Here is a 26,098-nt window from a genome sequence, read left to right as displayed (position 1 = left end):
TAAGAGTCAATTACATTTTCTTTTCCGGAGAATAGATCAGCCCTTCTACGGCCTTATCGCCGTCAGGAGTAACAAATACTGCGGTAAACATCCATTTAACCAATCGTACTTCATTCGTTGAGAATTTGCCGACAGGCAGTTTCAGCAATACCTTATTCCAGCCTTTATGCAAATGAACCCGTAGTGGCAGACGTGCCACACAATTTTCATTACCTAAGGCTGTTTCCAAACTTTTCACGCGATGAGTAGCAGACCATACCGGAGGCAGTATTTCCTGATCATTAATCCAAATACGGCTTTCTTTATAATCCCACTTTCCCGGTAATGGCGGCAGGTCATTCTCAGAACGTCCATAATTTTGAAATTCAGCCCATAAGCCGACTTCCTGTGCTTTAGAAGAATAGACATACGTGTAGGCATAAGCAGTATGATTCTCCTGCGGGTCTTTATAAAAAGCCGGCACAATTTTCCCCCATACGTGCCGGAGATAGATACCGGCTCCTATGGCAGGACGCACTCCATATTGCTTCCCTTCATAGGTATATGAATCTTTCAGCTCTTCTTCCGGTGGAAAAACTTTAGTCAGATCCCCCTCATTCGGAAAAGCATCTGTAATGTTCCATTTTACATGAGTCTGTTTGACATAGGCAAATGGATACCCTTTAAACAGATGCTCTTTATACCATAACATACGACTTTCGAAGTCCTCAAAATTACGAAAAACCTCAGAGTTTTCATCTACAGGAAGAATTGTTCCTTGCTTATCAAAATATTCAGTTCCTCCTCCCCGCCATGAACGCTCTGCGATAGCCAGCATATTCGGGTAAAAGTTATTTTCCAGAACCATATTCCACTCTTTGTCGATTAAACGATCATTCCAGATACCCATAATGACTCCGGCAAGATCATCACTTCCCATATCCGCATTATAAATCCGACTATTATATAGAGCAATTATATCGCCGAACGTATCAAAATGATTCAAATAATGGAAACGGGAGTCAATAGCGGGAATACCTTGTTGGGCTTTGCCACGATAGCTCCAAAGTTGCATCATGTCGATCTCACCCGTCTTATACTTCCATCCGGGATTCCAGGAAATCACTTTTTTCCCTTTGTCACGGATATAAGCCACCATTTCGGGCACAAACTGCGGATTAGTAAAATGCACTTCGTCTGTTCCAATATGGAGATATGGAACATCAAACGTTTCACAAATCTCATCCAGCAGGAGTTTCAGGATCTTCATTCCTTCCGGACTTTGCATATCATGACGGAAAGTACGGATAAATGCCGCACTATGTCCGGGCATATCAATCTCCGGAATCAACAGTACCTGATGAGCTTTACAGAACTCGGTCAACTCTCTCGCTTCCTCCAGCGTGTAATATTTACCCGCCATACGAGTCATATTCGCACTATCATTCAACATCGGAAAGATTTTACTTTCCAGACGCCATGCCTGATTTTCCGTCAAGTGCCAATGAAAAGTATTGATTTTAAATCGGGATAATATAGCTATCTCACGTTTCAACTCCTCCAAAGACAAGTAGCTACGCCCTACATCCTGCATGAAACCCCGAATCCGGAAAGCCGGCCAATCAGTGATAGTACCACATTTCAGTCGGATTTTCTTTCCCTTTTCTTCTTTTAGTTGATATAGCGTCTGCATCGCCCAATATACTCCACGCTCTGCTACAGCCTCCACAGTAATTGCCTTTGGAGTAATAATCAGACGATAAGCCTCTTCCTGATTGACAGGTACATTGTCAATCGCGTCAACCAACTTTATATTGATAGAGGATGCCGACTGATCAGTCAGAGTGCCTCCCATCTCCGTCACAAAACGCTTCCATTCCTGCGAAAGCACAGGAGTGGAAAGCTGCATTTTACCCACGACAAAATATCCTTTTGCAAGCACACATTGCTGAGGTTGGGGAAGCAGATGCAAATGACCTGCTCCCAATATATATAAGGTATGGAATAAAAATGCAATCCCCAAAAAGATTCGAAGACTTTTCATCGAATCAAATCTTTCAGTTTTACTGCTTGAAATGTCATGTGGGCTGCACTACTCTCATACAAGATGCCAATCGTTTCCCGATCAATCATTGTCAGACAGCTATATCCCCAGCCTTCTCCTTCATCCAGCATTAACTGATGTTCGGGAAGCCAGGTCAGTCCGCCGTCCAGGCTGGCTTTAATAGTTATATGATTGCGTCCTCTGGTCGTATTCGGATTCGAGAACAAAAGGATATCTTTATCAAGTATATTATCTTTAGCTTCCACATGAATCAAACTAGCCATACATACAGGTTCCTGCAAGGCCTTCCGAGAGGAAGGATGTTCTGTCCATGTCTTGCCCAGATCTTTTGTAATTGCCACAGCACGGCTTCCTCCACGGTTATCCCGCATATTCAGCATCAGCACTCCGGGCTCTGTTTCTACTACTTGCGCTTCGGTTGTATTGGTACGTGCCATGTTATGCATCTTCCATGTTTTTCCGCGGTCTTTACTATACATGATGCCGGCATTAGGCACACGGGTAGAGTCGATAAACTGGGTAGGAAATACTAAAGTTCCATCACTCATTGTTATTCCCCGTCCCGGTCCCTGAAGCAAGAAATACCAGGAAGGGTCTTTTACTTGTTCGGTTATATTAATCGGTTTCGACCAGGTTTTACCGTCATCCGTACTTTTTGCCATCACCAGTTGTGCCGTTTGATATAGATCCATTCCGGGATGAGAACTCCACCAGGCACGTTGATTACCCATTCCGTGTGTCCATGCGGCAACAACCCATATTGTATTCGTTTGGGTATCTACCAGAATAGAAGGGTCCCCTACCCCATTCTGTGCAGCAGGCAAACCATCATATTCGCCGAACGAAAGAGGAAGGCGCATCTTTTCCCATGTTTTGCCACCATCCGTGCTCCGGCTCAAACCGACATCTACATATTCCTGCAGATCGACACTGCTATTATAACGAACATCATATACGCCAAGCAGCGTTCCTTTATTTGAAGTTACCAATCCGGGAATACGGAAAGAAGCCGAACCGTCATCACCGGCATGGCGGACACCCACTGCCATTCGATGAATAATGTCTTTCGGCGACCGTTCTTCACAAATGGCTTCTTTACCATCGATCTTCACTGATTGAAGTTCGGAACTTATTTTCGTGAATAGAGAAGTCTCCGGCTTCATCTGCAAGCTGATCCAAAAGAAATTAATCCCCGGGAACAACTTATAATGACTCTTCAAAACAACTTTTGCAGAAGGCCGCAAGACTTCCGCACATTTTATCGAATAAGACGGTATTGCTGCCAATGTATTCCCCGGACGGTGACTGGATATATAGTCAACAGGTGCAAATCTGTTCTTTCCTCTATCTTGTAAAGCTTCCGTACCGCCATAATAGAGTTTGACAGCCTGTACATCCGACAGATTGACACTCTTTCCAAAATCCAAAACGATCTCATCCATCATCCGGCTTTCTTTTGCATCTAAACGAAAGTAGAACAATACGTTATCCTGCCGCTCAATTAAAATAGGAATTTGCGTCTGATGTACAAAAACGGTGTCTGAAGCTTTCACGAAGATAGAGCACCCTAACAAGAGAACAAGGGTAAGTAAATAATGATTTCTTTTCATAAATGGGGGTATTAGTTAGTTTAACGAAGGCAAAGATAAGATTTTCTCAGCATATATTTAACAGTCAAAGCGACAAACTTGCGTTTTTTACCAAGTTCTCGTAGGACTAGTCAACACTCTGACCACCGTTCTTGCTCTTGTGATCATCGACAGGGTCGGCCGCAAGCAACTGGTCTATTACGGAGTTTCGGGGATGGTTGTCTCCCTCCTGCTGATCGGCATTTACTTCCTCTTCGGTGATTCCTGGGGAGTATCCAGCCTCTTCCTGCTCGTTTTCTTCCTGTTCTATGTATTCTGCTGTGCCGTCTCCATCTGTGCCGTGGTGTTCGTGCTCCTCTCGGAGATGTACCCCACCAAGGTACGCGGGCTGGCGATGTCCATCGCAGGATTTGCCCTGTGGATAGGAACGTACCTGATCGGACAGTTAACCCCCTGGATGCTCCAGAATCTCACCCCCGCCGGAACATTCTTCCTGTTCGCAGTCATGTGCGTGCCGTATATGCTCATCGTATGGAAACTCGTGCCGGAGACTACGGGAAAGTCACTGGAAGAGATTGAAAGATACTGGACCCGGTCGGAACAGTAGGAGAAAGAAAGAGACCTTAATAACAGTAAACTAACAACAACTGAGAAGTATAGAGAAGCCGCAGGCGTTTTTTGCATGGCCATTCAAGAAACGTTTCTCCGCCTTCGGTGTACCCTATACCTATCTATAATAAAAACAATATTATGGATTTTAAGAAACTAGCGAATCAGTACCGGGATGAATTGTTGGACAATGTCCTTCCATTCTGGCTCGAACACTCCCAGGACGGTGAATACGGCGGTTATTTCAGCTGCCTGGACCGTGAAGGGAAGGTTTTCGATACGGATAAGTTCATCTGGTTGCAGGGACGTGAGGTATGGATGTTCTCCATGCTTTACAACAAGGTGGAAAAACGACAGGAATGGTTGGATTGTGCCGTTCAGGGTGGTGAATTCTTGAAAAAATACGGACATGATGGAAATTATAACTGGTACTTTTCACTCGACCGTTCGGGTAGACCACTGGTAGAACCATACAATATTTTCTCATATACTTTCGCCACGATGGCCTTCGGACAGCTGAGTTTAGCTACGGGAAATCAGGAGTATGCGGACATAGCAAAGAAGACCTTTGAAATCATCCTTTCTAAGGTTGATAATCCGAAAGGCAAGTGGAACAAGCTTCATCCGGGCACTCGTAATCTGAAGAACTTCGCTCTCCCGATGATTCTCTGTAATCTGGCTTTGGAGATCGAACATCTGCTGGATCCCGGTTATCTGGAACAGACGATGGAAACCTGTATCTATGAAGTGATGGATGTCTTTTATCGTCCGGAGTTGGGTGGTATCATTGTTGAGAATGTTGATATGGACGGTAATCTGATGGATTGCTTCGAAGGTCGTCAGGTGACTCCCGGCCATGCTATTGAAGCGATGTGGTTCATCATGGATTTGGGCAAACGCCTGAATCGTCCGGAATTGATAGAAAAAGCAAAAGATGTAACCCTGACAATGCTCGACTATGGTTGGGACAAGCAATATGGAGGTATCTATTACTTTATGGACCGTAACGGTTGTCCTCCCCAGCAATTGGAATGGGATCAGAAACTCTGGTGGGTGCACATTGAATCTCTGATTTCATTGCTGAAAGGTTATCAGCTGACCGGAGACAGGAAATGTCTGGAATGGTTTGAAAAAGTGCATGACTACACATGGTCGCACTTCAAAGATCCGGAATATCCGGAATGGTACGGATATCTGAATCGCAGAGGGGAAGTTTTGTTACCGCTGAAAGGTGGTAAATGGAAAGGGTGCTTTCATGTACCAAGGGGATTATTTCAATGCTGGAAAGTATTGGAACAGCTATAGAAACAATGAATTATTATGTTAACCAATCTTATTAATAATCTAAAAATTAATTCTATGACAGAGTTTAACTCAAAAATTAAGCAAAACTCTCGCATATTGAAGATATTTCTTTTCTCAATATGCGCACTTTTTGCATGTGCTATCAATGCTCATGCACAGAGTTTGGTGCAAGGTACTGTTACTGATGAGACAGGAGAATCTCTACCTGGTGTAAGTGTTGTAGTAAAGGGGACTACTAATGGTACAGTTACAGATGTTAATGGAAAATACAGCATTCAGGCGACTTCAAAAGATATATTGTCTTTCACATATGTAGGTATGGCGGAACAAGATATAAAAGTTGCCGGACAGAAAACGATCAATGTGGTGATGAAGGATGATGTAGCATCTCTGGATGAAGTGATTGTTGTTGGTTATGGTACTGCAAAGAAACAATCCCTGACAGGAGCGGTTTCTGCGGTCAAAGGCGACGAACTGTTAAAGGCACCGGCAACCAATGTATCAAGTTTGTTAGGCGGACGTTTACCGGGCATTTCTTCTGTTCAGGTCTCCGGAGAACCGGGTGATGACCAAGCAGTATTGCGGGTTCGTGGTTCTATTTACAATGTTACTTATATTGTAGATGGTATGCCTCGTTCCATCAATGACATTGATCCTAATGATATTGAGAGTGTATCTGTCTTGAAAGATGGAGCTTCTGCGGCTGTGTACGGTTTGAAGGGCGCAGGTGGTGTTATCATTGTTACAACAAAGAGAGGACAGGAAGGAAAGTCAAGAATCACATATAACGGTTCAATAGGAGCATCTATGAATGCAAACTTTCCGCAGTTTATGAATGGTCCCCAGTTTGCATATTATTATAATATGGCTGATATGATGGATAAGCTGGCTAACGGAAGCATTACGGACATGAAGCAATATACACCGGTATTCACAAAAGCAAATGTGGAAGCGATGTTGAACGGCGATCCTACTGATGGGTGGGATAATGTCAATTATATTGATAAGGTATTTGGTACAGGTATCAATCAGAAGCATAACATCACTGTACAGGGTGGTAGTGACAAAATGCGTTATTTCACATCTGTCGGCTATTTGGGACAGGATGGTAATATTGATAACTTTACTTATAGAAGGTATAACTTAAGAACCAACATTGAAACTCAGCTGGCCAAGAATTTCCAGTTAAGTTTGGGAGTTGCCGGAAATGTAGGAAAACGTGAAACTCCGGGATATGCCTCCGGTGGTACAGATTCTAATTCCACATTGGGAGAACAAGGTTGGTTATCCGTTGCTCACCAGACTATCATGATGCATCCGTATTTACCGGAAAAATATGATGGACTTTATACCGCTACTACACAGAATAATACAAGCTTACCGAATAGCCCGTTAGCAGCTATTTATGAATCCGGCTACAAACATACTAATAGCTTTGATTTGCAGACTAACCTCTCTTTACAATATAATCTGCCTTGGGTAAAAGGATTAAGTGTAAAGGTTACCGGAGCTTATGACTACAAGACCTCGCATAATAAAAACCTGAATACGCCTTATTCTACTTATATCAATAAAATGCCGACCTCCACTACAGACTGGACTTGGACTAAAGCGGATGATCCTCGTGGAACTGCAAATGGAATAAATTTAGGTGAAGGACAATTCAGTTCCCGTCAAATGGTAGGCCAGGGAAGCATCAATTATGCGAATTCTTTCGGTAAGCATAATGTAGAAGCCATGGTACTTGCGGAAATCCGTGATTATAAAGAAAACAGTTTCTCCGGATATAATAAGAATATGAGTTTTGCAGAACTTCCGGAACTGAGTTTCGGACAACCGGCAGACTCCCCCATTTCCGGCTATAGTGATGCCAATCGTAGCATTGGTTACGTTTTTCGTTTGAAATACGACTATGACAATAAGTATCTGGCAGAATTTACAGGACGATATGACGGTTCATATAAGTTTGCGGGCAATGTAAGTGGAAAACGTTGGGCATTTTTCCCATCAGCATCAGTAGCGTGGAGAATATCTAAAGAAAACTTTATGTCCGATCTGACTTTCCTGGATGATATGAAAATACGTGCATCTATCGGTTTGTTGGGTAATGACGATGTGAGTCCGTATGCATTCCTTAGTACTTATAACCTGATGGACGGTAACAAAAATGCGTACCAGACAATTCTGAACGGAAAAGTCATGCAGGCGCTGCGTGCATCCGTAATTGCGAATCCTACTCTGACGTGGGAAAATACGTTAACTTACAATGCAGGTTTCGACTTTACCATGTGGAATGGTTTACTGGGTATGGAATTTGATGTATTCTATAACTATACCTATGATATTCTGACAGCAATGGGAGGCGATTATCCGCCATCAATGGGAGGATATTATTATACGTATGCCAACTATAACAAGGTAGACAGCAAGGGAGTTGAAATCACAGTGAGTCATCGTAATAAATTAAATCTGGCAGGGAAACCATTTTCTTACGGAGCCAGTTTCAACTTGACTTTTGCAAGAAATCGCTATCTCCGTTATCCGGATAGTCCCAATACTGTAGAATGGAGAAAACGTACAGGTCGCAGTGTAGACGCTTCAGTTGTATGGGTGGCAGAAGGTTTGTTCCGTTCGGAAGAAGAAATTGATAATTCCGCATGGTATGGAACCCGTCCTAATGTAGGTGACATCAAATATAAGGATTTAAATGGCGATGGCAAAATAGATGAAGATGACAGAACACGTGTAGGACGGGGCAATCGTCCGGAACTGACTTATGGTCTGAACTTGAATTGTGCCTGGAACGGATTTGATTTAAGCGCGCAATTTACCGGAGGCGCATTGTTCGATGTATCATTAACCGGAACTTACTATAATGGTTATGATGACAATACGGTCTGGACACAGGCATTCAAAGAAGGTGCCAACTCACCTTTATATCTGGTTCAGAATGCGTATACCACGGAAAATCCGAATGGAACATTCCCACGTCTGACTCTGGGAAATCAAGGACATGGAGGAGACAATGGATTAGCTTCTACCTTCTGGTTGCGTAATGGCAGATACCTTCGTCTCAAATCGGCACAGCTGGGTTATACATTCCCTAAAAAGTGGATGAGCCCTGTGGGAATTCAGAATCTTAGAATTTATGTAGAAGGTTCCAATTTATTCACGATCTCCGGTCTTCCCGATGGAATCGACCCCGAATCTCCGGGAGTGAACAATGGATATTATCCTCAACAACGCACAATCATGGGCGGTATAACTCTGACTTTCTAAACCTTTAAAAGATTTATTATGAAAACAAAATTAATAATTATCATATTGTTGGGAGCCTCTTTAGGGCTTGGTTCATGTAGTGATTATCTGGACATGACACCAACGGACAAAGCATCAGATAAACTGGTATGGAGTAAACTGGAATATGCCGAACAAGCTGTCAACGATTTCTACCGTTATATCGATTATTTAGGAGTTTATCGTGACGGACAATGCCTGGCAGGCATGACGGAAGCGTTGACAGACCAACTCAAATACGGTTCCTATAACTATATGTCTAAATGCCAGATACCTAGCGAAATCGCTTATGGAGGATCCGTTCTGACAGTAAGTTATGTCAGCACTTATTTAGGCAATTGGGGGACGATGTATGAATATGTACGCCGTGTCAATGAAGGTATCAATAAACTGAAAAAGTACGCCTCATTTGGTCAGACGGAACAAGAACGGCTGGAAGCGGAAATGCGCTTCTTCAGAGGATATTTATATACCGACCTGATAAAACGTTATAAGGAAGTAATCATATATGACGAAGATCTGGATAATATAAAGAAGGATATGCCGGTCAGTTCCGAGGCAGAAGGATGGAACTTTGTATATGAGGACCTGAAGTTTGCGGGCGAACATTTACCGGTTGATAAAACCCCTAATGGACGTCTGACTAGCGGAGCTGCTTATGCAATGCTGTCACGGGCAATGCTTTATGCAGAAAGATGGGATGATGCCCGGATCGCTGCCGAAGAAGTGATGGGCATGGGATATAATCTGGAAGAAAAAGAGAATTATTCTAATGCATTTAAAGCAGGAAGTCAGGAAGCTATTCTGCAATATTGCTATGACAAGAGTTCTACTGTGACTCATGATTTTGACGGCTATATGGCTCCCGGAGGTGATAAAGCATTGGATGGTAATTCAATGACCGGAGGATTCGGAACTCCGACACAAGAAATGGTAGAATCTTATGAATATGCGGACGGTAGCGGTTTTCCGGATTGGAGTACCTGGCATACAGCAGAAGGAACAACGGCAACTCCTCCATACGATAAACTTGAACCACGCTTCAAAGCAACCATTCTTTATAATGGTGCGACGTGGAAAGGCAGAACGATCGCATCTTATGTCAATGGTACTGATGGTTGGGCTGCATGGAAAACGGATGCCAAACCAGAAGGACGTTCTACCACAGGTTATTATTTGCGTAAGCTGGTGGATGAGACTCATAGTTTCACTTCTGTGCAGGCAAGTACACAGCCATGGACCGAAATTCGTTATGCCGAAGTGTTACTAAATCATGCCGAGGCTTGCTATCATTTGAGTGGCTATGCCGATAAAGCCAATAAAGACATCAAAGACATTCGTAACAGAGTCGGCTTGCCTTATTCGGACAAGAGTGGAGAAGACCTGATGAAAGCGATTCGTCAGGAACGTAAAGTCGAATTAGCTTATGAAGGACACTATTATTGGGATATGCGTCGCTGGAAACTATCTGCAACGGCATTCACCGGTATCCGTCTTCATGGACTTAAGATAGAACAGAATGCAAACGGCTCGTTCAATTACATTTATGTAGAGTGTGATGACAAAGATCGTAACTTCCCGACTAAGATGTACCGTTTCCCTATGCCACAGGCGGAGTTGGACAATAACGGTGCTGTAACTCAATATGCAGAATGGCAATAAATCTAAAATGAAAACAATTATGAAAAAGAATATACAGTACTTACTATTAGGAGTATTGGCATTAATGAGTTCCTGCCAAGATCCGGAATATGTGCTTCCAACTGCTGAACGGCAGGGAATCACAAGCTTGACCGCACTTTTTACATCAGGTCCTTACGTGGACAAAGAAGCTGTTGTCTATACAATTGCGGATGCGTCTGTAGATAAATATGTGATTCCTATGCCATGGTTTTATCCGGAAGACAGTGAAAATGAAACGGCGGAATATATGAAAACAATGAGGGTTCAGGCAAAGTTAGCTCCCAACTGTACTATTGACCCTGTTCTGACGATATTGGATTTGACTAAAGAAAATTACTTCACTTATACAGATGCGCAGGGATATAAGAAACAAATCTGCATTACGGGTGAAAGAGTGAAATCCAATAAATGTCAGCTATTAAGTTTCTCAATACCGGCCGAAGATATTAGTGGAATTATTGACGAAGAGCATAAGACGGTATCTCTGATTTCTGCAGAAGATTTATCTTTCTGTCTGGCAGAATATTCGCTTTCCTCTCATGCGACAATGTCGCCGGATCCTAAGACAGAGGCGCTTGACTTCAATTCACCTGTAGAACTGACGGTCATCGCTCACGACGGAGTGACGAAGCAGACGTACACAGTTCAGAAGGCAGTACCGGATAAGATCCCTTATGGGTATAGAAAAGGCAGTGAGACAGAATTGTTTAAATTGGATATGGGAGTTATAGGTTTGCCCTGGACTTCAGCCAACTCACCTTCACTGGCCGTTAATGGCAATAATTTAGTTGTTTGCTTAGGGGACGGTTCTACTGCTCCTACCTATTATAATGCCTCTACAGGAAGTAAGATTGGCAATATGACTTTGGGAAGCGTAGGTGTTGCATCTTTAGGTTGTGTGACAAGTGATAGTAAAGGAAACATATTGTTGGCAACAAAAGCAGCTAATGGTAAATCCTTCTCTATCTATAAGACTTCTTCTGTAACCACAGTTCCAACTTTATTGATATCTTATACCAACAATACAAGTTTGGATATGGGTACCAAAGTATCTGTACAGGGCGATATCAATACAAATGCCGCTATCATTGCTACGTGTGACGGAACAGCCTCGTCCGGTTCTAATACATTTGTTCGCTGGATTATAACAGACGGTGTATTGGGAAGTCCTGAAGTAGTATCGGTAAATGGTGTTGGCTATTGGGGATCTCCTGTGTCAAATACCAAGGTTGTCACCAAGGGAACTACTGCACAAAGCGATTATTTCTTATCCTATTATGATCCTAACGTACTTTATTGGGTGAATGGAACAAGTAATAATGCGTCCAAGTCTTTATCCAATTCGGACAATGGCAATTCCTGGGCAATGAATAATAACTGTCTGGATGCAAGAACGTTCAATAATGCGCAGTATCTTGTATTGGTATCTACGGCTCACTTCCCGCAATGGGGAGGCACTCCGTACTTATATATGTACGATGTAACCTCAGACGGATCGTTTACCGGTACGGTATCTACTTCAGACGCTTTGACATTCAATCCTTCACTTTCTTCGTTCGGTTCTGCAGATGGTGTAGCGGCAACAGGTGATGTATTGTTTGCTCCAACTACAGATGGATATAAACTTCGTCTTTACTATGTTGACAACAACTGTAAGATTATCGGAGGATATGAATTTGATTGTATCGACAAATAATTAATGTGTTTCAAAAGAGTTACTGACATTAATAAACATGTATAATATGAGAAATCTTTTTAAAATATTATTATTGACGTTTTGCGGAATGGTTACTATCACTTCATGTAGTGATGATTCTGATGGAATCCCCGGATGGCCCTGGAATGATAATTCAACAGAAGAACCGGAAAATCCGGACGTTACAGAAGTTAAGCCACGCTATGTCTGGATTGATGCGGCAGCTAATTTTCCGGATTATGCGAATAATAAGGAAAATATCGCCACAGATATGGTGAAAGTAAAAAACGCAGGGTTTACTGATATCATTGTTGACGTGCGTCCCACTACAGGAGATGTTTTGTTCAACACTACTGCAGTAGATCAGGTGAAGCGAATGGATGTGTGGGGAAGTTCGGGTTATGTATATTATGAACGTACTGAAACATGGGATTACCTGCAGGCATTTATAGATGCAGCCAGAAGTCAGGGGCTGAAAGTACATGCGTCAGTCAATACTTTCGTCGGTGGTTACTTATGTCCCTATAACCTCGGATCAGATGGAATACTGTTCCGTGATGACTCGAAGAAGGAATGGGCAAGTGTGGCTAATCTCGCTGACGGTCTGACAAATACGATGGATTTGTTGAATGACGAGACCGATTATGGAGCTAAATTTTTGAATCCGGCTAACGATGATGTGCAGAACTTCGTTTTGCAGTTACTGGGTGACCTAGCTAAATATGACTTGGATGGAATAATTCTGGACCGTTGCCGTTATGACGATTATGGCTTGGAAAGTGATTTCTCGGCTGTTTCTAAACAGAAGTTTGAAGAGTACATTGGGGAAACGGTTGCTCATTTTCCGGAAGACATTATGGCGCCAGGCACAGATGAGATACCTTCAGATCAGCCTGCCTATTTCAAGAAATGGTTGGAATTTCGTGTAAAAGTGATTCACGACTTTATCGTCAAGGCACGTGAGAAAGTAAAATCCGTAAATTCAGAAATCAATTTTGGAGTGTATGTAGGCGCATGGTATTCCAGTTATTATACTTCGGGAGTAAATTGGGCAAGTCCTAAATATGACACCTCAGCTTACTATCCTAAATGGGCTACAGCAGATTATAAGAACTATGGTTATGCCGATCATCTGGATTATATATTCTTAGGTGCTTATGCATCTGTCGATAAGATTTATGGTAGCGGCGAATGGACAATGGAGGGATTTTGCAAAAACGGTCGCGAGTTGCTGAAAGGTGACGTTCCCTTCTCCGGAGGTCCGGACATAGGCAATGGTACCGGATGGACTAACGGTGGACAAGCCGCTAAAATACCTGATGCCATCGACGCATGTATAAACAATAGCGACGGCTTCTTCGCATTCGACCTCTGTCATATCAAGATGTACGACTATTGGAGCGCTTTCAAGACAGGATTTGATAACTATCTGGAGTCCGTTCAAAAATAGGAAGTTGATAATTCAATCTGAGAATATACTCAATACAAGTATTCTCCTTTCTATTCATAGCACTAAGTCTGAGCCGCAAGGTTCAGACTTAATGTTAATGAATTGCCTTATTTGTATAAAGAACAATAGATAACTATGAAAATATATTTATTACAACTTGTCATTTTGATGAGTTTGAGTTTGAACTTGCAGGCTCAAAATTTATCCGGTACTATTCGTGGAAAGGTAACCTGTCATGGGAAAGGACTTCAAGGAGTAGTTGTAACGAACGGAATCGACTGCGTTCTGACTAATAAGTCGGGCGAATACGTGCTTGCTCCTCAAAGAGATGCCCGGTTTGTTTACTTGTCCGTGCCTTCCGGTTATCTGCCGAAAACAGAAAAGACCATTCCTTTATTCTATCAACAAATAGAGATGGATAAACAAGACGGATATAATTTTGAGTTGATGAAGAATCCTCAAAATGATATGAATCATCTGTTTCTGGTGCAGGCTGATGTGCAAGTCACTTCCGAAAACGATGTGAAAGCCTATGGCAGATTCCTGCAGGATATAAAAGAATATGTACAGCCTTATTCGGGAAAAAGAGACATATTCGGTATTGATTGTGGAGACATCGTGGGTGATACCCCTTCTTTGTATCCATCTTACATTAATACCGTATCTACTTTGGACTTTCCCGTTTATCGTGCTATCGGCAACCATGACATGACTTATGGAGGACGTACTTTTGAGTTCTCGTACCGTACTTTTGAAAGTTATTTCGGCCCCATCTACTATTCGTTTAATAAAGGAAAAGCCCATTACATTGTACTCGACAATTGTTTCTATGTCAATCGTGACTACCAGTATATCGGATATATTGATGAACGGACTTTTGCATGGCTGGAAAAAGACCTTTCGTATGTGTCCAGGGATAAGCTGGTATTTGTGGTCATGCACATTCCTTCCAGCCTTCAGAAAAAGTTAAGATATAATACTTTGGATCAAGATGAAACAGTGAATACAGCCGCACTATATAAACTCTTGGAAGGCTATAATGCACATATCATTTCCGGGCATACCCATTTCAATACGAACGTTTGTTTCAATGATTCGTTGATGGAGCATAATACGGCAGCAGTGTGTGGCACTTGGTGGCGTGCGGATATCAATGTAGACGGAACTCCCAGAGGTTACGGTATATATGAAGTGAACGGAAATCAATTGAAGTGGATTTATAAAAGCGCAGGTTATCCGCTGGAACACCAGTTTCATGCTTATCCGGCAGGATCGTCGGATGAATATCCTTCTGATATTATAGCCAATGTATGGAATTGGGATGATCTTTGGAAGGTGGAATGGTATGAAAATGGACAAAGGATGGGCGAAATGCAAAAGTACAAGGGATATGATCCTATGGCAAAAGCCATCTGTTCGGATAAGGAAAAGGTGAAATATGACTGGATATCTCCGGTTCTCACCGAGCATCTCTTTCATGCAACTCCTCATGCCCCAAACGCAAGGCTAGAGATTAAGGTGACTGACCGTTTCGGTAATGTATATACTCAAACTATTGAAAACCAATAAACTAAAATCATATGCTCAGAAACAGATACTTTTGGCTACTTATAAGTTTGTTCTTTGTTCTGAAAACAGAAGCTAAAGTAACCTTGACCTCCATTTGGGGAGACAACATGGTGTTGCAGCAACAAGCAGAAGTTACTTTTCGTGGAAAGGCTACTCCCGGAAAACGTGTATATGCTTCCGCTTCATGGAATCATCGGAAAATCTATGCAGATTGTGACCGGAACGGACAATGGACACTGGCTCTTCCGACTCCGGAAGCCGGCGGACCATATACCATTACTTTTTCGGACGGAGAAGAGCTGACCTTAAAAAATATCCTGATCGGTGAAGTCTGGTTCTGCTCCGGACAGTCGAATATGGAAATGCCGGTAAAAGGGTTCCGCGGACAACCGGTCTATGGTTCACAGCCCTATATCGTGTCCGCTAATCCTAAACGACCATTAAGACTTTACACCGTAAAGAACAATTGGAGCACGACTCTGAAAGAAGAAGGAATAGACGGACAATGGAGTGAAGCATCTTCGGAAAAAGTGGCCGATTTCAGTGCAACAGCTTACTTCTTCGGCAATCTGTTGCAACAATCCTTGGACGTGCCTGTAGGATTAATACATTGCTCCTGGAGTATGTCAAAGATCGAAGCATGGATGGACAAAGAAACCTTATCTCATTTTTCCGAAGTAACCTTGCCGGATACAAATCAGGATAAATTCGAATGGGCTGCCGGGACGCCTACCCTGTTGTGGAACGCTATGGTAAATCCATGGAAAGGATTCCCTGTCAAAGGAGTTATCTGGTATCAGGGCGAGGCGAATACTCCCGATCCTGCTCTTTATAAAAAGCTTTTTCCCGCCATGGTTTCTCAATGGAGAAATTTCTTTCATAATGCTGAAATGCCATTTTATTATGTCCAGATTGCTCCCTGGAAGTCCGAAGGGAATGACAAGTTGGATTGGGCATGGTTCCGTCAATGTCAGTTGGAGCTGATGAAGGAAGTTCCCGGAGTGGGAATGGTAACCACCGGAGACGCAGGCAGCGAACTCTTTATACATTCACCTTATAAGATTAAGGTTGGAGAACGGTTAGCTTATTGGGCACTGGCCCAGACTTACGGCCGAAAAGGATTCCAATATTCCGGTCCAGTCTACAAGACCTATCGTATCCAGGGAAATGCCGTAGAAATAGACTTTGAATATGGAGAGGAAGGACTGACTCCGGAAAATCAGAATGTGAAAGGTTTTGAGATCGTAGGTTCCGATGGTATATTCCGACCTGCAAAGGCGGAGGTCATCAATGGCACATCTACTGTGAAAGTATGGAATGATTCTGTTAGTGACCCGATAGAAGTCCGCTACTGTTTCCGGAATTATGTGCAGGGGGAATTATGCAATAATGCCGGGCTTCCGGCTTCTCCTTTCCGGATCGTTATCAAAAAGAAACCGGCCTTAATGTGGATTGATGCCGAAGCAAACTTTGAGCGCTTCAGTCATAAAGATTCGATTGATTATTACTTGGAAAAAATCAAATCGCTGGGCTTTACACATGCGGTTGTCGACATTCGTCCGATCACAGGGGAAGTTTTATATAAAAGTGAATATGCTCCGCAAATGAAAGAATGGAAAGGAGCCAAAGCCGGTGATTTTGACTATCTGGGATACTTTATCAAAAAAGGGCACGAACTGGGGCTGGAGATACACGCCTCATTGAATGTATTCTGTGCCGGACACAACTATTTTGACCGTGGAATGGTATATAGCGGACATCCGGAATGGGCTTCGATGGTGTACACTCCCGATAAAGGAATCATACCAATCACCGAAGAGAAGCATAAATATGGTGCCATGATCAATCCTTTGAACGAAGAATATCGTACCCATATCCTGGATGTTCTGAAAGAAGTTGTGACCAAATATCCCGACCTGGACGGTCTGATGCTCGACCGGGTACGTTACGATGGAATAACCGCTGATTTTTCTTTATTGTCACGTGAGAAGTTTGAAGAATCCATAGGTAAAAAAGTCGCAAACTTCCCCGAAGATATTTTTCGTTGGACTAAAAATACAGATGGGAAATACATAACGCAACCAGGAAAATATTTCCGGAAATGGCTGGAATGGCGAACTAAAAACATTACTGATTTCATGGCGCTTGCCCGTAAAGAAGTCAAGGCTGCCAACCCTGACGTTTCTTTCGGCACGTACACCGGTGCCTGGTATCCATCTTATTATGAAGTAGGCGTAAACTTTGCCAGCAAAGAATATGATCCGGGCAAAGATTTCAGCTGGGCAACACCCGAATATAAAAATTATGGCTATGCCGAGCTGATAGACCTTTATGCTACCGGTAATTATTATACGGACATAACCATCGAGGAATACAGAAAAACGAATCGGAGTATCTGGAACGAAACTGATTCGCAGGCTCAATCCGGTACGTGGTATTGTGTAGAAGGCTCATGTCAGCATTTACGTCAGATATTGAAAGGTAATAAATTTATGGGAGGTATTCTGGTGGACCAGTTCTATGACAACCCTGCCAAACTATCGGAAACGATAGAGATGAACCTTCGCCGTTCGGACGGATTAATGGTATTTGACATCGTACATATCATTACCAAAAATCTGTGGAAGGAAGTAGAGGAAGGAATGAAAAGAGGAGGCTCCTTATGAATAACCGGGCCTATGCATTAGACGCTTTGAGAGGATATGCGATTATTACGATGGTACTTTCTGCTACCATCGTAACGCAGGTGCTCCCCGGTTGGATGAGTCATGCGCAGACGCCGCCGCCCGATCATATATTCAATCCTTCTTTGCCCGGCATTACATGGGTAGACCTTGTTTTTCCTTTCTTCCTGTTTGCAATGGGAGCAGCTTTCCCTTTTTCCATAGGTAAGCGTGCAGAGAAAGGTGACTCTAAACTGAAATTAGTCTATGAAGCGGTGAAACGTGGAGTACAACTGACTTTCTTTGCCATCTTCATTCAGCATTTTTATCCGTATGTGCTCAGTTCTCCGCAGGACATCAGATCCTGGTTACTGGCTATTCTTTGCTTTGCGGTTCTGTTTCCGATGTTCATGCGCATTCCTTTGAAAATGCCGGACTGGGCACATACCGGCATAAAGATAGCCGCATACGGAATTGCGGTAATCATGATGCTTACTACTTCTTATGCCGATGGAAGAACGTTCAGCCTGTATTTTAGTAATGTGATTATTCTGTTGTTAGCCAATATGGCCATCTTCGGTTCTGCCCTCTACATTTTTACGATGCATAACCGATGGTTGCGTTTGGGAGTTTTATTGCTGCTGATGGCTGTCATTTTGGGAAGTACTGTCGAAGGTTCCTGGACACAGGTGATATTCAATTATACTCCTTTGCCTTGGATGTATCGGTTTGATTATCTGAAATATCTGTTTATTGTAATTCCCGGCAGCATTGCCGGTGAGTATTTGATGGAATGGATGAAGGGCCGAAAGGATACCGAACAGCCGGCTTCACCACAATACCGTAAGATAGGAATTGCGCTACTGATATTGACTATGGTGATTATTGTATTCAATCTCTATGGGCTTTATACCCGTATGGTGACAGTGAATTTATTAGCGACACTTGTGCTGTTATTGATTGGCAAATTGGTTTTCTTACGTCCGACAGAAGGAATCGCTTTGTTATGGAAAAAGCTGTTTAATGCCGGAGCATATCTTCTCCTTTTGGGGCTATGTTCTGAACCTTTTCAAGAAGGTATCAAGAAAGATCCTGCCACTTTTAGCTATTTCTTTGTAACTTCCGGTCTGGCATTCCTTGGGCTCTTATTCTTAAGTATTGTTTGTGATTATTTCAGATGTGTGCGAAGTAGCCGCTTTCTTGTTATGTCCGGGCAAAATCCGATGATCGCTTACGTGGTTGGTGATTTATTCATTATGCCGTTGGCTAATATACTGGGACTTGCCTCGCTGTTGTCCTACTTCCAGCAGAATGCGTGGCTTGGGTTCCTTCAGGGAGTAATCATTACGTCTTTAGCTGTTTTGGTAACGATGTTTTTTACTAAGATCAAGTGGTTTTGGAGAACTTGACATTATTCAATAGATATACCGATAGTATAATAACAGGCATTAAAAATAAGTTGATCAGAAAACAAAATGATAGATAAATAGCAAAATAGGAAGCATAATTTCCTTATTTCCCTGTTCTTGCTATTTCTATCTTTTGATAGATGAGTAAAGATAGAAAGAGATATGCATACAATCTTGAATTAATATGCATGATTATGAATAAACGGGCGGTCATTTGCATAAAAAACACCGTATAGTTTGAAATAAACATAAGGTTGATTGAGCTAAAACATAAGGTTGATTGAGCTAAAACATAAGGTTGATTGTAAATAAACATAAGGTTGCTTTTAAAGGAACGTCCCATTGCTTTAAAAGTAACGCTAAGTCCGTTTAAAAGGAGCACATTTTAGCTCTAAAATGATGGGTATCTTATTTATTAGACTTTGTTTTAGGATGAAAAATATTAATCAGAATGATGCAAAGTAATATAAAAAAGAGAAAGATATTACAGAATAGTGTGAAAAATAACGCAAAAAGAATGCATATAGATACATATTCGCAACAAAGTGATTTCCTGTAACGGCAAATCTCTGTCATTTTATTCTCTATCCTGTGCAGTGATGGAAATACGCCCGTTAGAGAGTTTATAATTATCAAAATGACAAAATGCCATTTTGATAATTATATAACATGGTAAGTCTTAATAAAACGATTCCTTTTTCAATGGCCATCCTGTGATAGTTGACATATAAGGAATCAATGACATAGCCATTTTCATTTGACCTTTGTAATTGGGATGCCATACTGCTCCTAAGTCTGTAGTCGAATCGCAAAGGCCTTCGGGAAGAACTGCTATATAAACTTTCTTATCATTCAAGTCTTTGCGCATACGCTCCATGTATTGAACGATCTGCCGTTGAGCAATAGCCGGACTGATGCATAATATAGGGACATCTCCGTAATTTGCACGAAGACGGCTTATTAGTAGCTTATAAGCATGAATAAACTCATCTTCCAACGGATATATATTGGTGGAAAAATCATTAGTTCCTAAATTAACAACCACCAAATCGGGCTTGTATGTTTTAAAGTCCCATTTCTTATCCAAATTCATATCAAATGTATTCAGCATACGGTCTTTCATTGTCACGGCAGATATTCGGACGGAATCTCCATAATTGCGGACTACTCCACGTCCGGAATGTGCAATAAGCGTATAATCGGCATTGAAATAGCGGGCGATAATAGTGGCATAAGATAAGTTGCAATTCTCCGTTTCAGCTTTATAAGGTTCGCTACGGTCTTTCCCTTCTACACCATAGCCACACGTCAGCGAGTTACCGATAAATTCGATATGTCTGGACGGGCACTCCGTTTCTTTCATCAGCTTTCCTTCATTATGAAGCACAAATTGATGAATGGTTGTCTTTCCCCATTCCCCTTCCGTACGTTTTTGAATCAACACATGATGGATGCCTTTATCCATGCCGGAAATGAAATTAATCAAAGTATCTTTACCGGATACTTTTACCGTTTTGTGTAAAAGGCTGTCTACAAAAACATTGTAATAATTAATACCAGTATCTGAAATCTTTATAGACAATTCTCCTCCCGAAAGTCGGGTACGAAGATAAGTACCGGTCCAGTCGAAAGAAACAGAACCATCACTCTGTATTTCCGTACGTCCTACGTAAGAAACGTTTTCATCATTAGCTTTATAGTATCTGTTCTTTGTAGTTTGAGCATTTACATCTTCAAACAACAGACAGAGGCTAACCAGAACTAACACATTTTTCCACATATCGTTTTCTAAATTAATCAAAGGTAATCACACAACTTCCGGACCCGTCGGATACAATTCTAAGTCCTTTGGCTGTTACTTTATTACCAGTAATTGTTATTGATTTACTTTTCTCTATAATCGTAAAAGACTTCTTAGTATAATCGACAGGCAATTGTATTGTCCTGTCGACGCTCTTCTTGCAATCTATAAAAAGGACCTTTTTATTATCTATAACACCTTCATAACACAGCAAATCATCATCATCAGAAACAGGAGACTTAAACCAGGTATACACTCCGCTCCAATGAATAATATCCCCCTTTTTGTGTTCTCTATCAGCTATAATCTTGTGGTACGTCTTATTGCTGGAATTTCCTATGAATATAATATCATCATCTGATATTTCTTCATGATTTCCCAATCCGTCGGCAAACAGATAAGAAGATTGATACGCATTTGCGCTTTTCTCAATGAAACGGCGAAATGACGGATACTCTTTCTTTGTAAAGGTAGAAACATCCTTTTGTACTGTCCAGTCCACATACTTGCCATTGGCAGTTAATGTATGTGTCTCCTTGTCAAACATAGATTGCATTCCGTAATACATTTGTACTGTCACGGGAGACTCATTTTGAAATTCATGAGTAACCAAGACTTGAATGTTATTTCTATAAATAGAATAATTGACAGTCTCAATACATAAGATCTCATTCAGAAGTGTTTTTCCACTACTGGTATCGGCTTTGGAAGGGTTCATTATTTCATTGATTACTTCAATCTTTATCTCTTTTGTCAGAGTCGATAGATCTGTCTTTATTTCTTTTCCGTCTATATAAATACGATAACCGATATTGCGAGCAGTTTGAGTAACTTCATCCAGGTAGGGATGATTTCCTCCACACCACCCGTATCCGGTTATATTAAAAGGACCGATATTGTCACTGTAAGCCAGATTCAGAAGAGAAGTCGGAGAAGCATCGGGCAGAGTGGCAGGAGCAGGCATATTATTGTCAATTGTTCCTACTCTATAAAATGTGAACAGTTCATTGAACATACACTTCTTGAACCAATAAAGAATATCGGTTTTGGCATCTAACTTGGCCGATATATATAAATCTTCGCCGGTTATTTTCACTCTCATTTCTTCAGATATCGTTTCAGTCCCGGGAGAGTCTTCTTCTGCAGAAGGCTTATCCGGGAGTCCGGAAGAAATTCCCGAATCTCCATTCGAACAGGCTACTAAGTGCCAGGATAAAAATACGAATGCAAGGATTAAACGTTTCGTCATGGCTTCTATCTTTATTTTAATTCAAATTTGAGAACATCTTTGATATCCATAGCTGATGCTGCTATGATAGCTTCAAATTTGCCCGGTTCACAAATCCATTCATGTCTTTCCGCATCAAAAAAGCTTAATGCCTCTTTATCAATAGACAAAGAAACTATTTTTTCTTCACCCGGCATTAATTTTACTTTCTTAAATCTCTTTAATTCTTTCATCGGGCGGGGAAGAGAAGACTTTATGTCTCTGATATAAAGCTGAACAATTTCCTGCCCTTCACGGTTCCCTGTGTTCTTGACAGATAAACTGAAAGTTATTGTTTCGTCAACTGACATGACTTTCTTGTTTGCTGTTAGTTTTCCATACGCCTACCACTCTGTCTCCAATGGGGTGATTCACATCTTGATAAACAGGAGCTTGCGTCATGAAAGATGATGCCAGAAAAGGCATGATTGCTATGATATTTCTTAATTTCATTGTTTTGTTATTCTTGTCCGTATAAACAGTATAAATATAATATGCTGATGGCAGATTCCATCAGCATATTATCCAAATGATTATTATAAGCCTAAGAAAGCTGTCGGTGCATCTGTGGTTATCAGATCAAAACCATTGTCAATACACCATTGCATCTCAGAAGGGATATTTACAGTCCATACATTGGAGGTCATCCCTGAATTTTTCAGATCTTTCAACCAATCCGGATTTTTATGATAAGCCCAATAATTGTAATCTGCCCCGGTAGCTCCCAATTGTTTCAGTTCCTTGGGCGAAATATCCTGTCCCAAATACAAAATTGGAGTTTTAGGAGGTGCCAGACGTATAAACTCACACATCACATGACGGGAAAAAGAGATGTATTCTACTCTGTGAGTCAATTTTTTCTCTTCCACCAACTTTAGGATCATTTCAACGGCTTTCGTTTCACGTTCCGGAGTACTGAGAGGTTTCATTTCCAGTATCAGATGTATTTTAAGTTTCTTCGCTTTATCAAGGAACTGCTCTAAAGTTGGCATATTCTCTCCATTGCTTAACTTTAAAGTGCGTAGCACGTCAGAAGATGTTTTCTCCAGAGAGTATCCTTCATGCCATCCGTCATGATTCAACATCAATTCATCGTCAGCTGTCAGCCATACATCAAATTCCGAACCATAACAACCTATTGAATCAGCTTTCACTAAAGCCGCTAGCGAGTTCTGTGCAGATCCGGGTGTATTCCAGAATCCACGATGGGCAATAACTTTGGTCTGATGAGATTCTTTTTTTTGCTTGCCACGTCTTGATACAATCAGATTAGCCAGTCTGTCCATGACTTCATGATCTTTCGGGTTTGTTGATTTATACATATCAAGAACTGCATGATTGCCACTATAATAGGCCATTGCAGATGTACGGAAGGCTTGTTGTCTTTCAAAATGATCAATATACGCTACCAGACGATTATAAAACGAGTCCTTGGCATCAAACAATGCTCTTTCGTCAAATTCAAGTTCCATCCCCATGTTCAGAGTGGCGGCAGATTGACATGCTTCTTCCAGTCTTTTATCGGGAATAGAGGCTTTAAAAAAGTGGTTCGGTTGTTGATAAGCGATATCAAAGCCTAATTCTCTCCATTGGTTGTAGCCTTTTGCCTGCCAATACGGAATCCAACAAAATGTTTTGTTCTTCGAATGAATATACTTACTTAATGGAACTGACAGATCTTTGGTGAAATCAATATCCTCTGCCAGCCAGTAGAAACCGGATAATTTCAGATGTTTGTATTTTGCCTGTTTGAATCGCTTTATTAACTCATCGATATACCAACGGGTGGCCTTCACCTGATCCTCTTGTCTGGAAAAGTCCATTGGCTCACCATCCACTTCTCCCCAATCTTTTTGTCCGGGAAGAACTTCCGGAAGACATAGTACTATCTGATGAGTAAAATCCGGTTTTCCGATTTCTTTAATCTGTGTTCCGATACATCGATCTAAGGCAGACAGCGCTTTACCATCTTCAAAAAGACGATCCAATAACCATAGCCATTCTGTTTTTCTTGCATTTTTGTCCGAATAGCGTGTTGCAAAGCCACAGCCTTTTCCGTCTGTGAACTCCAAAAACAAGAATCCGTCAAATAACCAGTCTTTATGTCCATCTGCAAACTGGTGTACCACATAGGGGAGAAATTGATCCGAAGTCCAGTCAATACGATGCACTCCTCCCTGGTAAATAAGTGCCAGATCTTTTATTTTATCTTGTCTATATCCTTTATCTATGGATAGCGCATGGCTATCCATAGTAATAAATAACAGACAGAAACATATCAATCCTTTTAGATATAGTGAGAAATAGTTCATAATTTTCATGTTTTTAGTTACATACCCCAAGCATAAACTTCACCAAGACTAACTCTCAGCCCGTCATAAGTCGGATAGGTATCAGTTATTACAAAACGAATGTATCGGGCTTGTGTCGCAGGAACATCCATATTAACGTTGGGTTCTCCGATTTTGGGAGAAGTCCAGTCTTTTAATTTGATCCAATTCTCGTTATCAATACTAGCTTCTACATAACCGGCTTTCGATGTGCCTGCCCAAACGTGTGCTGCTGGTGCAACAGGGTTGGCAAATCCAAATCTGAATAATGTATATTCTTTCCCCATGTCAAATACAAAGTAATAGGGCAAGGGCTCTTTTACATCCCATCGGCATAGCCATTGTGTGCCAGGATTATTGTCTATCAAAGATTCCACTCCCCATCCCATGTTCAGATACCATCCGCCGTCTTGAGTACAACAGTTGTTGAAATCTATAACACTCCATCCTTTCTTGTCTATTGGGTCCGGTTGGAATTTAACTGTGTACAGTTTGGACGCAGCATCAGGACTTATACCATATTTTGAAACGGAAGTAATGCGTAGTGGAAGTATATAGTCACCAAATAAATAAGTACCCTCTTCCGGTATTAACCCTTTCTTGTGGTATTTAATTTTAATGAATGTCTCCTTCATGCCTGTTAAGATAACTCCTTTATTATCTACAGTAAAGGAACTCTCCGGCAACATTTTATAGGCTGTGCCATGAGCGGTATTATAATCAGTGACTAACTGAGGATCGACTTCAATCTGAAATGAAATATCTTCATCATTAGAATAATTAGTTCTTATCTTTACGAACAGTTCTCTTTCATTCAAATCGCCGAAAGTCGGCATAAAATCAGTAACCGGACTCATACCAGGAACATCCATTTGCAAATAAGGTTCCTTAATAGTAGGTACAATAATGGTTTTTAGTCGCTCATCATCTGCTGAGATAAAATTTTGCACCACACTCATTTGTATGGGCAAGCCATATTCCTTTCCCGTAGAAAGAAGATCGGATAGACGGTCGGCATTCCATTTAATATCAAAAGCTTTCCGATAGTCGGAATCGCTGAGACGCAGAGCAGGCTGAAGAATGGTATAACAATCGGAAGGCAATAATTGGATCGATGTTCCGTTATCCGTATTATAACTCTGAAGTACAGTCTCGTCAACAGAAATGAAAACTTCCGCCTCCTGCTTTCCTTTCCCACTTTTGATAACAAATAATTGATAGAGGGTATCCATACCACGGAATACCTCCGTTTCTGTATAGGTAGAATGCAATAGTCCGATTTGATCATTAACCATGAGATTATCACGATCATCAGTACATGCCGATGCAATAAAAAGTGCAGCAACTATGAATTGTATTGTCTTATGTTTTTTCATATTTATATCC

15 protein-coding genes and 3 pseudogenes are annotated in these 26,098 nt (G+C 41.5%); 9 read left to right on the top strand and 9 right to left on the bottom strand.

What is annotated here, in order from left to right; translation table 11 throughout:
* Positions 1–10: 10 nt before the first annotated feature.
* Both ACHLI0_RS00240 and ACHLI0_RS00235 read right to left on the bottom strand, forming a co-directional pair.
* On the bottom strand, positions 11–2,023 hold the full coding sequence (locus ACHLI0_RS00240) for a beta-N-acetylhexosaminidase (protein WP_490748160.1): 2,013 nt from the start codon (positions 2,021–2,023) through the stop codon (positions 11–13).
* Positions 2,020–3,654, bottom strand: a complete 1,635-nt coding sequence (locus ACHLI0_RS00235) for a BNR-repeat neuraminidase N-terminal domain-containing protein (protein WP_490748161.1) — start codon at positions 3,652–3,654, stop codon at positions 2,020–2,022. Before ACHLI0_RS00235 ends, ACHLI0_RS00240 begins: the two co-directional genes overlap by 4 nt.
* Before the next feature lie 82 nt (positions 3,655–3,736).
* Here ACHLI0_RS00235 and ACHLI0_RS00230 point away from each other — a divergent pair.
* The 9 genes and pseudogenes from ACHLI0_RS00230 to ACHLI0_RS00190 form a co-directional block, all read left to right on the top strand.
* Positions 3,737–4,240, top strand: a pseudogene (locus tag ACHLI0_RS00230) (MFS transporter); the annotation flags it as partial.
* A gap of 143 nt (positions 4,241–4,383) precedes the next feature.
* A complete protein-coding gene (locus ACHLI0_RS00225; RefSeq protein WP_347079075.1) occupies positions 4,384–5,547 on the top strand; it encodes a n-acyl-d-glucosamine 2-epimerase in 1,164 nt (387 codons plus the stop codon).
* Between the two features lie 54 nt (positions 5,548–5,601).
* Entirely contained in the window at positions 5,602–8,826 is a 3,225-nt protein-coding gene (locus tag ACHLI0_RS00220) for a SusC/RagA family TonB-linked outer membrane protein (RefSeq protein WP_490748176.1), read from the top strand.
* Between the two features lie 18 nt (positions 8,827–8,844).
* A complete protein-coding gene (locus ACHLI0_RS00215; RefSeq protein ID WP_490748175.1) occupies positions 8,845–10,506 on the top strand; it encodes a RagB/SusD family nutrient uptake outer membrane protein in 1,662 nt (553 codons plus the stop codon).
* A 19-nt stretch (positions 10,507–10,525) separates the two neighbouring features.
* On the top strand, positions 10,526–12,223 hold the full coding sequence (locus ACHLI0_RS00210) for a DUF5018 family protein (RefSeq protein WP_490748174.1): 1,698 nt from the start codon (positions 10,526–10,528) through the stop codon (positions 12,221–12,223).
* 46 nt (positions 12,224–12,269) lie between these two features.
* Complete coding sequence (locus ACHLI0_RS00205; RefSeq protein WP_490748173.1) at positions 12,270–13,673, top strand: alpha amylase family protein; 1,404 nt, start codon at positions 12,270–12,272, stop codon at positions 13,671–13,673.
* Positions 13,674–13,808: 135 nt separating this feature from the next.
* Positions 13,809–15,242, top strand: a complete 1,434-nt coding sequence (locus tag ACHLI0_RS00200; protein ID WP_490748172.1) for a calcineurin-like phosphoesterase C-terminal domain-containing protein — start codon at positions 13,809–13,811, stop codon at positions 15,240–15,242.
* A gap of 11 nt (positions 15,243–15,253) precedes the next feature.
* Positions 15,254–17,908, top strand: coding sequence for an alpha amylase family protein (locus tag ACHLI0_RS00195; RefSeq protein WP_490748171.1), 2,655 nt, complete (start codon positions 15,254–15,256; stop codon positions 17,906–17,908).
* On the top strand, positions 17,905–19,314 hold the full coding sequence (locus tag ACHLI0_RS00190) for a DUF5009 domain-containing protein (protein WP_490748170.1): 1,410 nt from the start codon (positions 17,905–17,907) through the stop codon (positions 19,312–19,314). Before ACHLI0_RS00195 ends, ACHLI0_RS00190 begins: the two co-directional genes overlap by 4 nt.
* A 679-nt stretch (positions 19,315–19,993) precedes the next feature.
* Here ACHLI0_RS00190 and ACHLI0_RS00185 read toward each other — a convergent pair.
* From ACHLI0_RS00185 to ACHLI0_RS00155, 7 genes and pseudogenes are all read right to left on the bottom strand, one after another.
* Positions 19,994–21,094, bottom strand: coding sequence for an SGNH/GDSL hydrolase family protein (locus ACHLI0_RS00185; RefSeq protein WP_490748169.1), 1,101 nt, complete (start codon positions 21,092–21,094; stop codon positions 19,994–19,996).
* 13 nt (positions 21,095–21,107) lie between these two features.
* On the bottom strand, positions 21,108–22,364 hold the full coding sequence (locus tag ACHLI0_RS00180) for a hypothetical protein (protein ID WP_234133389.1): 1,257 nt from the start codon (positions 22,362–22,364) through the stop codon (positions 21,108–21,110).
* Positions 22,365–22,375: 11 nt separating this feature from the next.
* Positions 22,376–22,726: pseudogene (locus ACHLI0_RS00175) on the bottom strand (fibronectin type III-like domain-contianing protein); the annotation flags it as partial.
* Positions 22,683–22,835 carry a hypothetical protein gene (locus ACHLI0_RS00170; protein WP_008766050.1) on the bottom strand — a complete coding sequence of 51 codons (153 nt, stop codon included), beginning with the start codon at positions 22,833–22,835 and terminating at the stop codon, positions 22,683–22,685. The gene ACHLI0_RS00170 and the pseudogene ACHLI0_RS00175, both read right to left, overlap by 44 nt.
* Before the next feature lie 83 nt (positions 22,836–22,918).
* Positions 22,919–23,668 (bottom strand): glycerophosphodiester phosphodiesterase, encoded by a 750-nt coding sequence (locus ACHLI0_RS00165; protein ID WP_050547415.1) that lies wholly within the window; start codon positions 23,666–23,668, stop codon positions 22,919–22,921.
* Positions 23,663–24,634, bottom strand: a pseudogene (locus ACHLI0_RS00160) (DUF4855 domain-containing protein); the annotation flags it as partial. The gene ACHLI0_RS00165 and the pseudogene ACHLI0_RS00160, both read right to left, overlap by 6 nt.
* A 77-nt stretch (positions 24,635–24,711) precedes the next feature.
* On the bottom strand, positions 24,712–26,088 hold the full coding sequence (locus ACHLI0_RS00155; protein ID WP_490748168.1) for a BT_3987 domain-containing protein: 1,377 nt from the start codon (positions 26,086–26,088) through the stop codon (positions 24,712–24,714).
* Positions 26,089–26,098: the final 10 nt, after the last annotated feature.

This window comes from Bacteroides sp. RCH18 (assembly GCF_058231005.1).
This window is presented reverse-complemented; position numbering and strand designations above follow the sequence as displayed.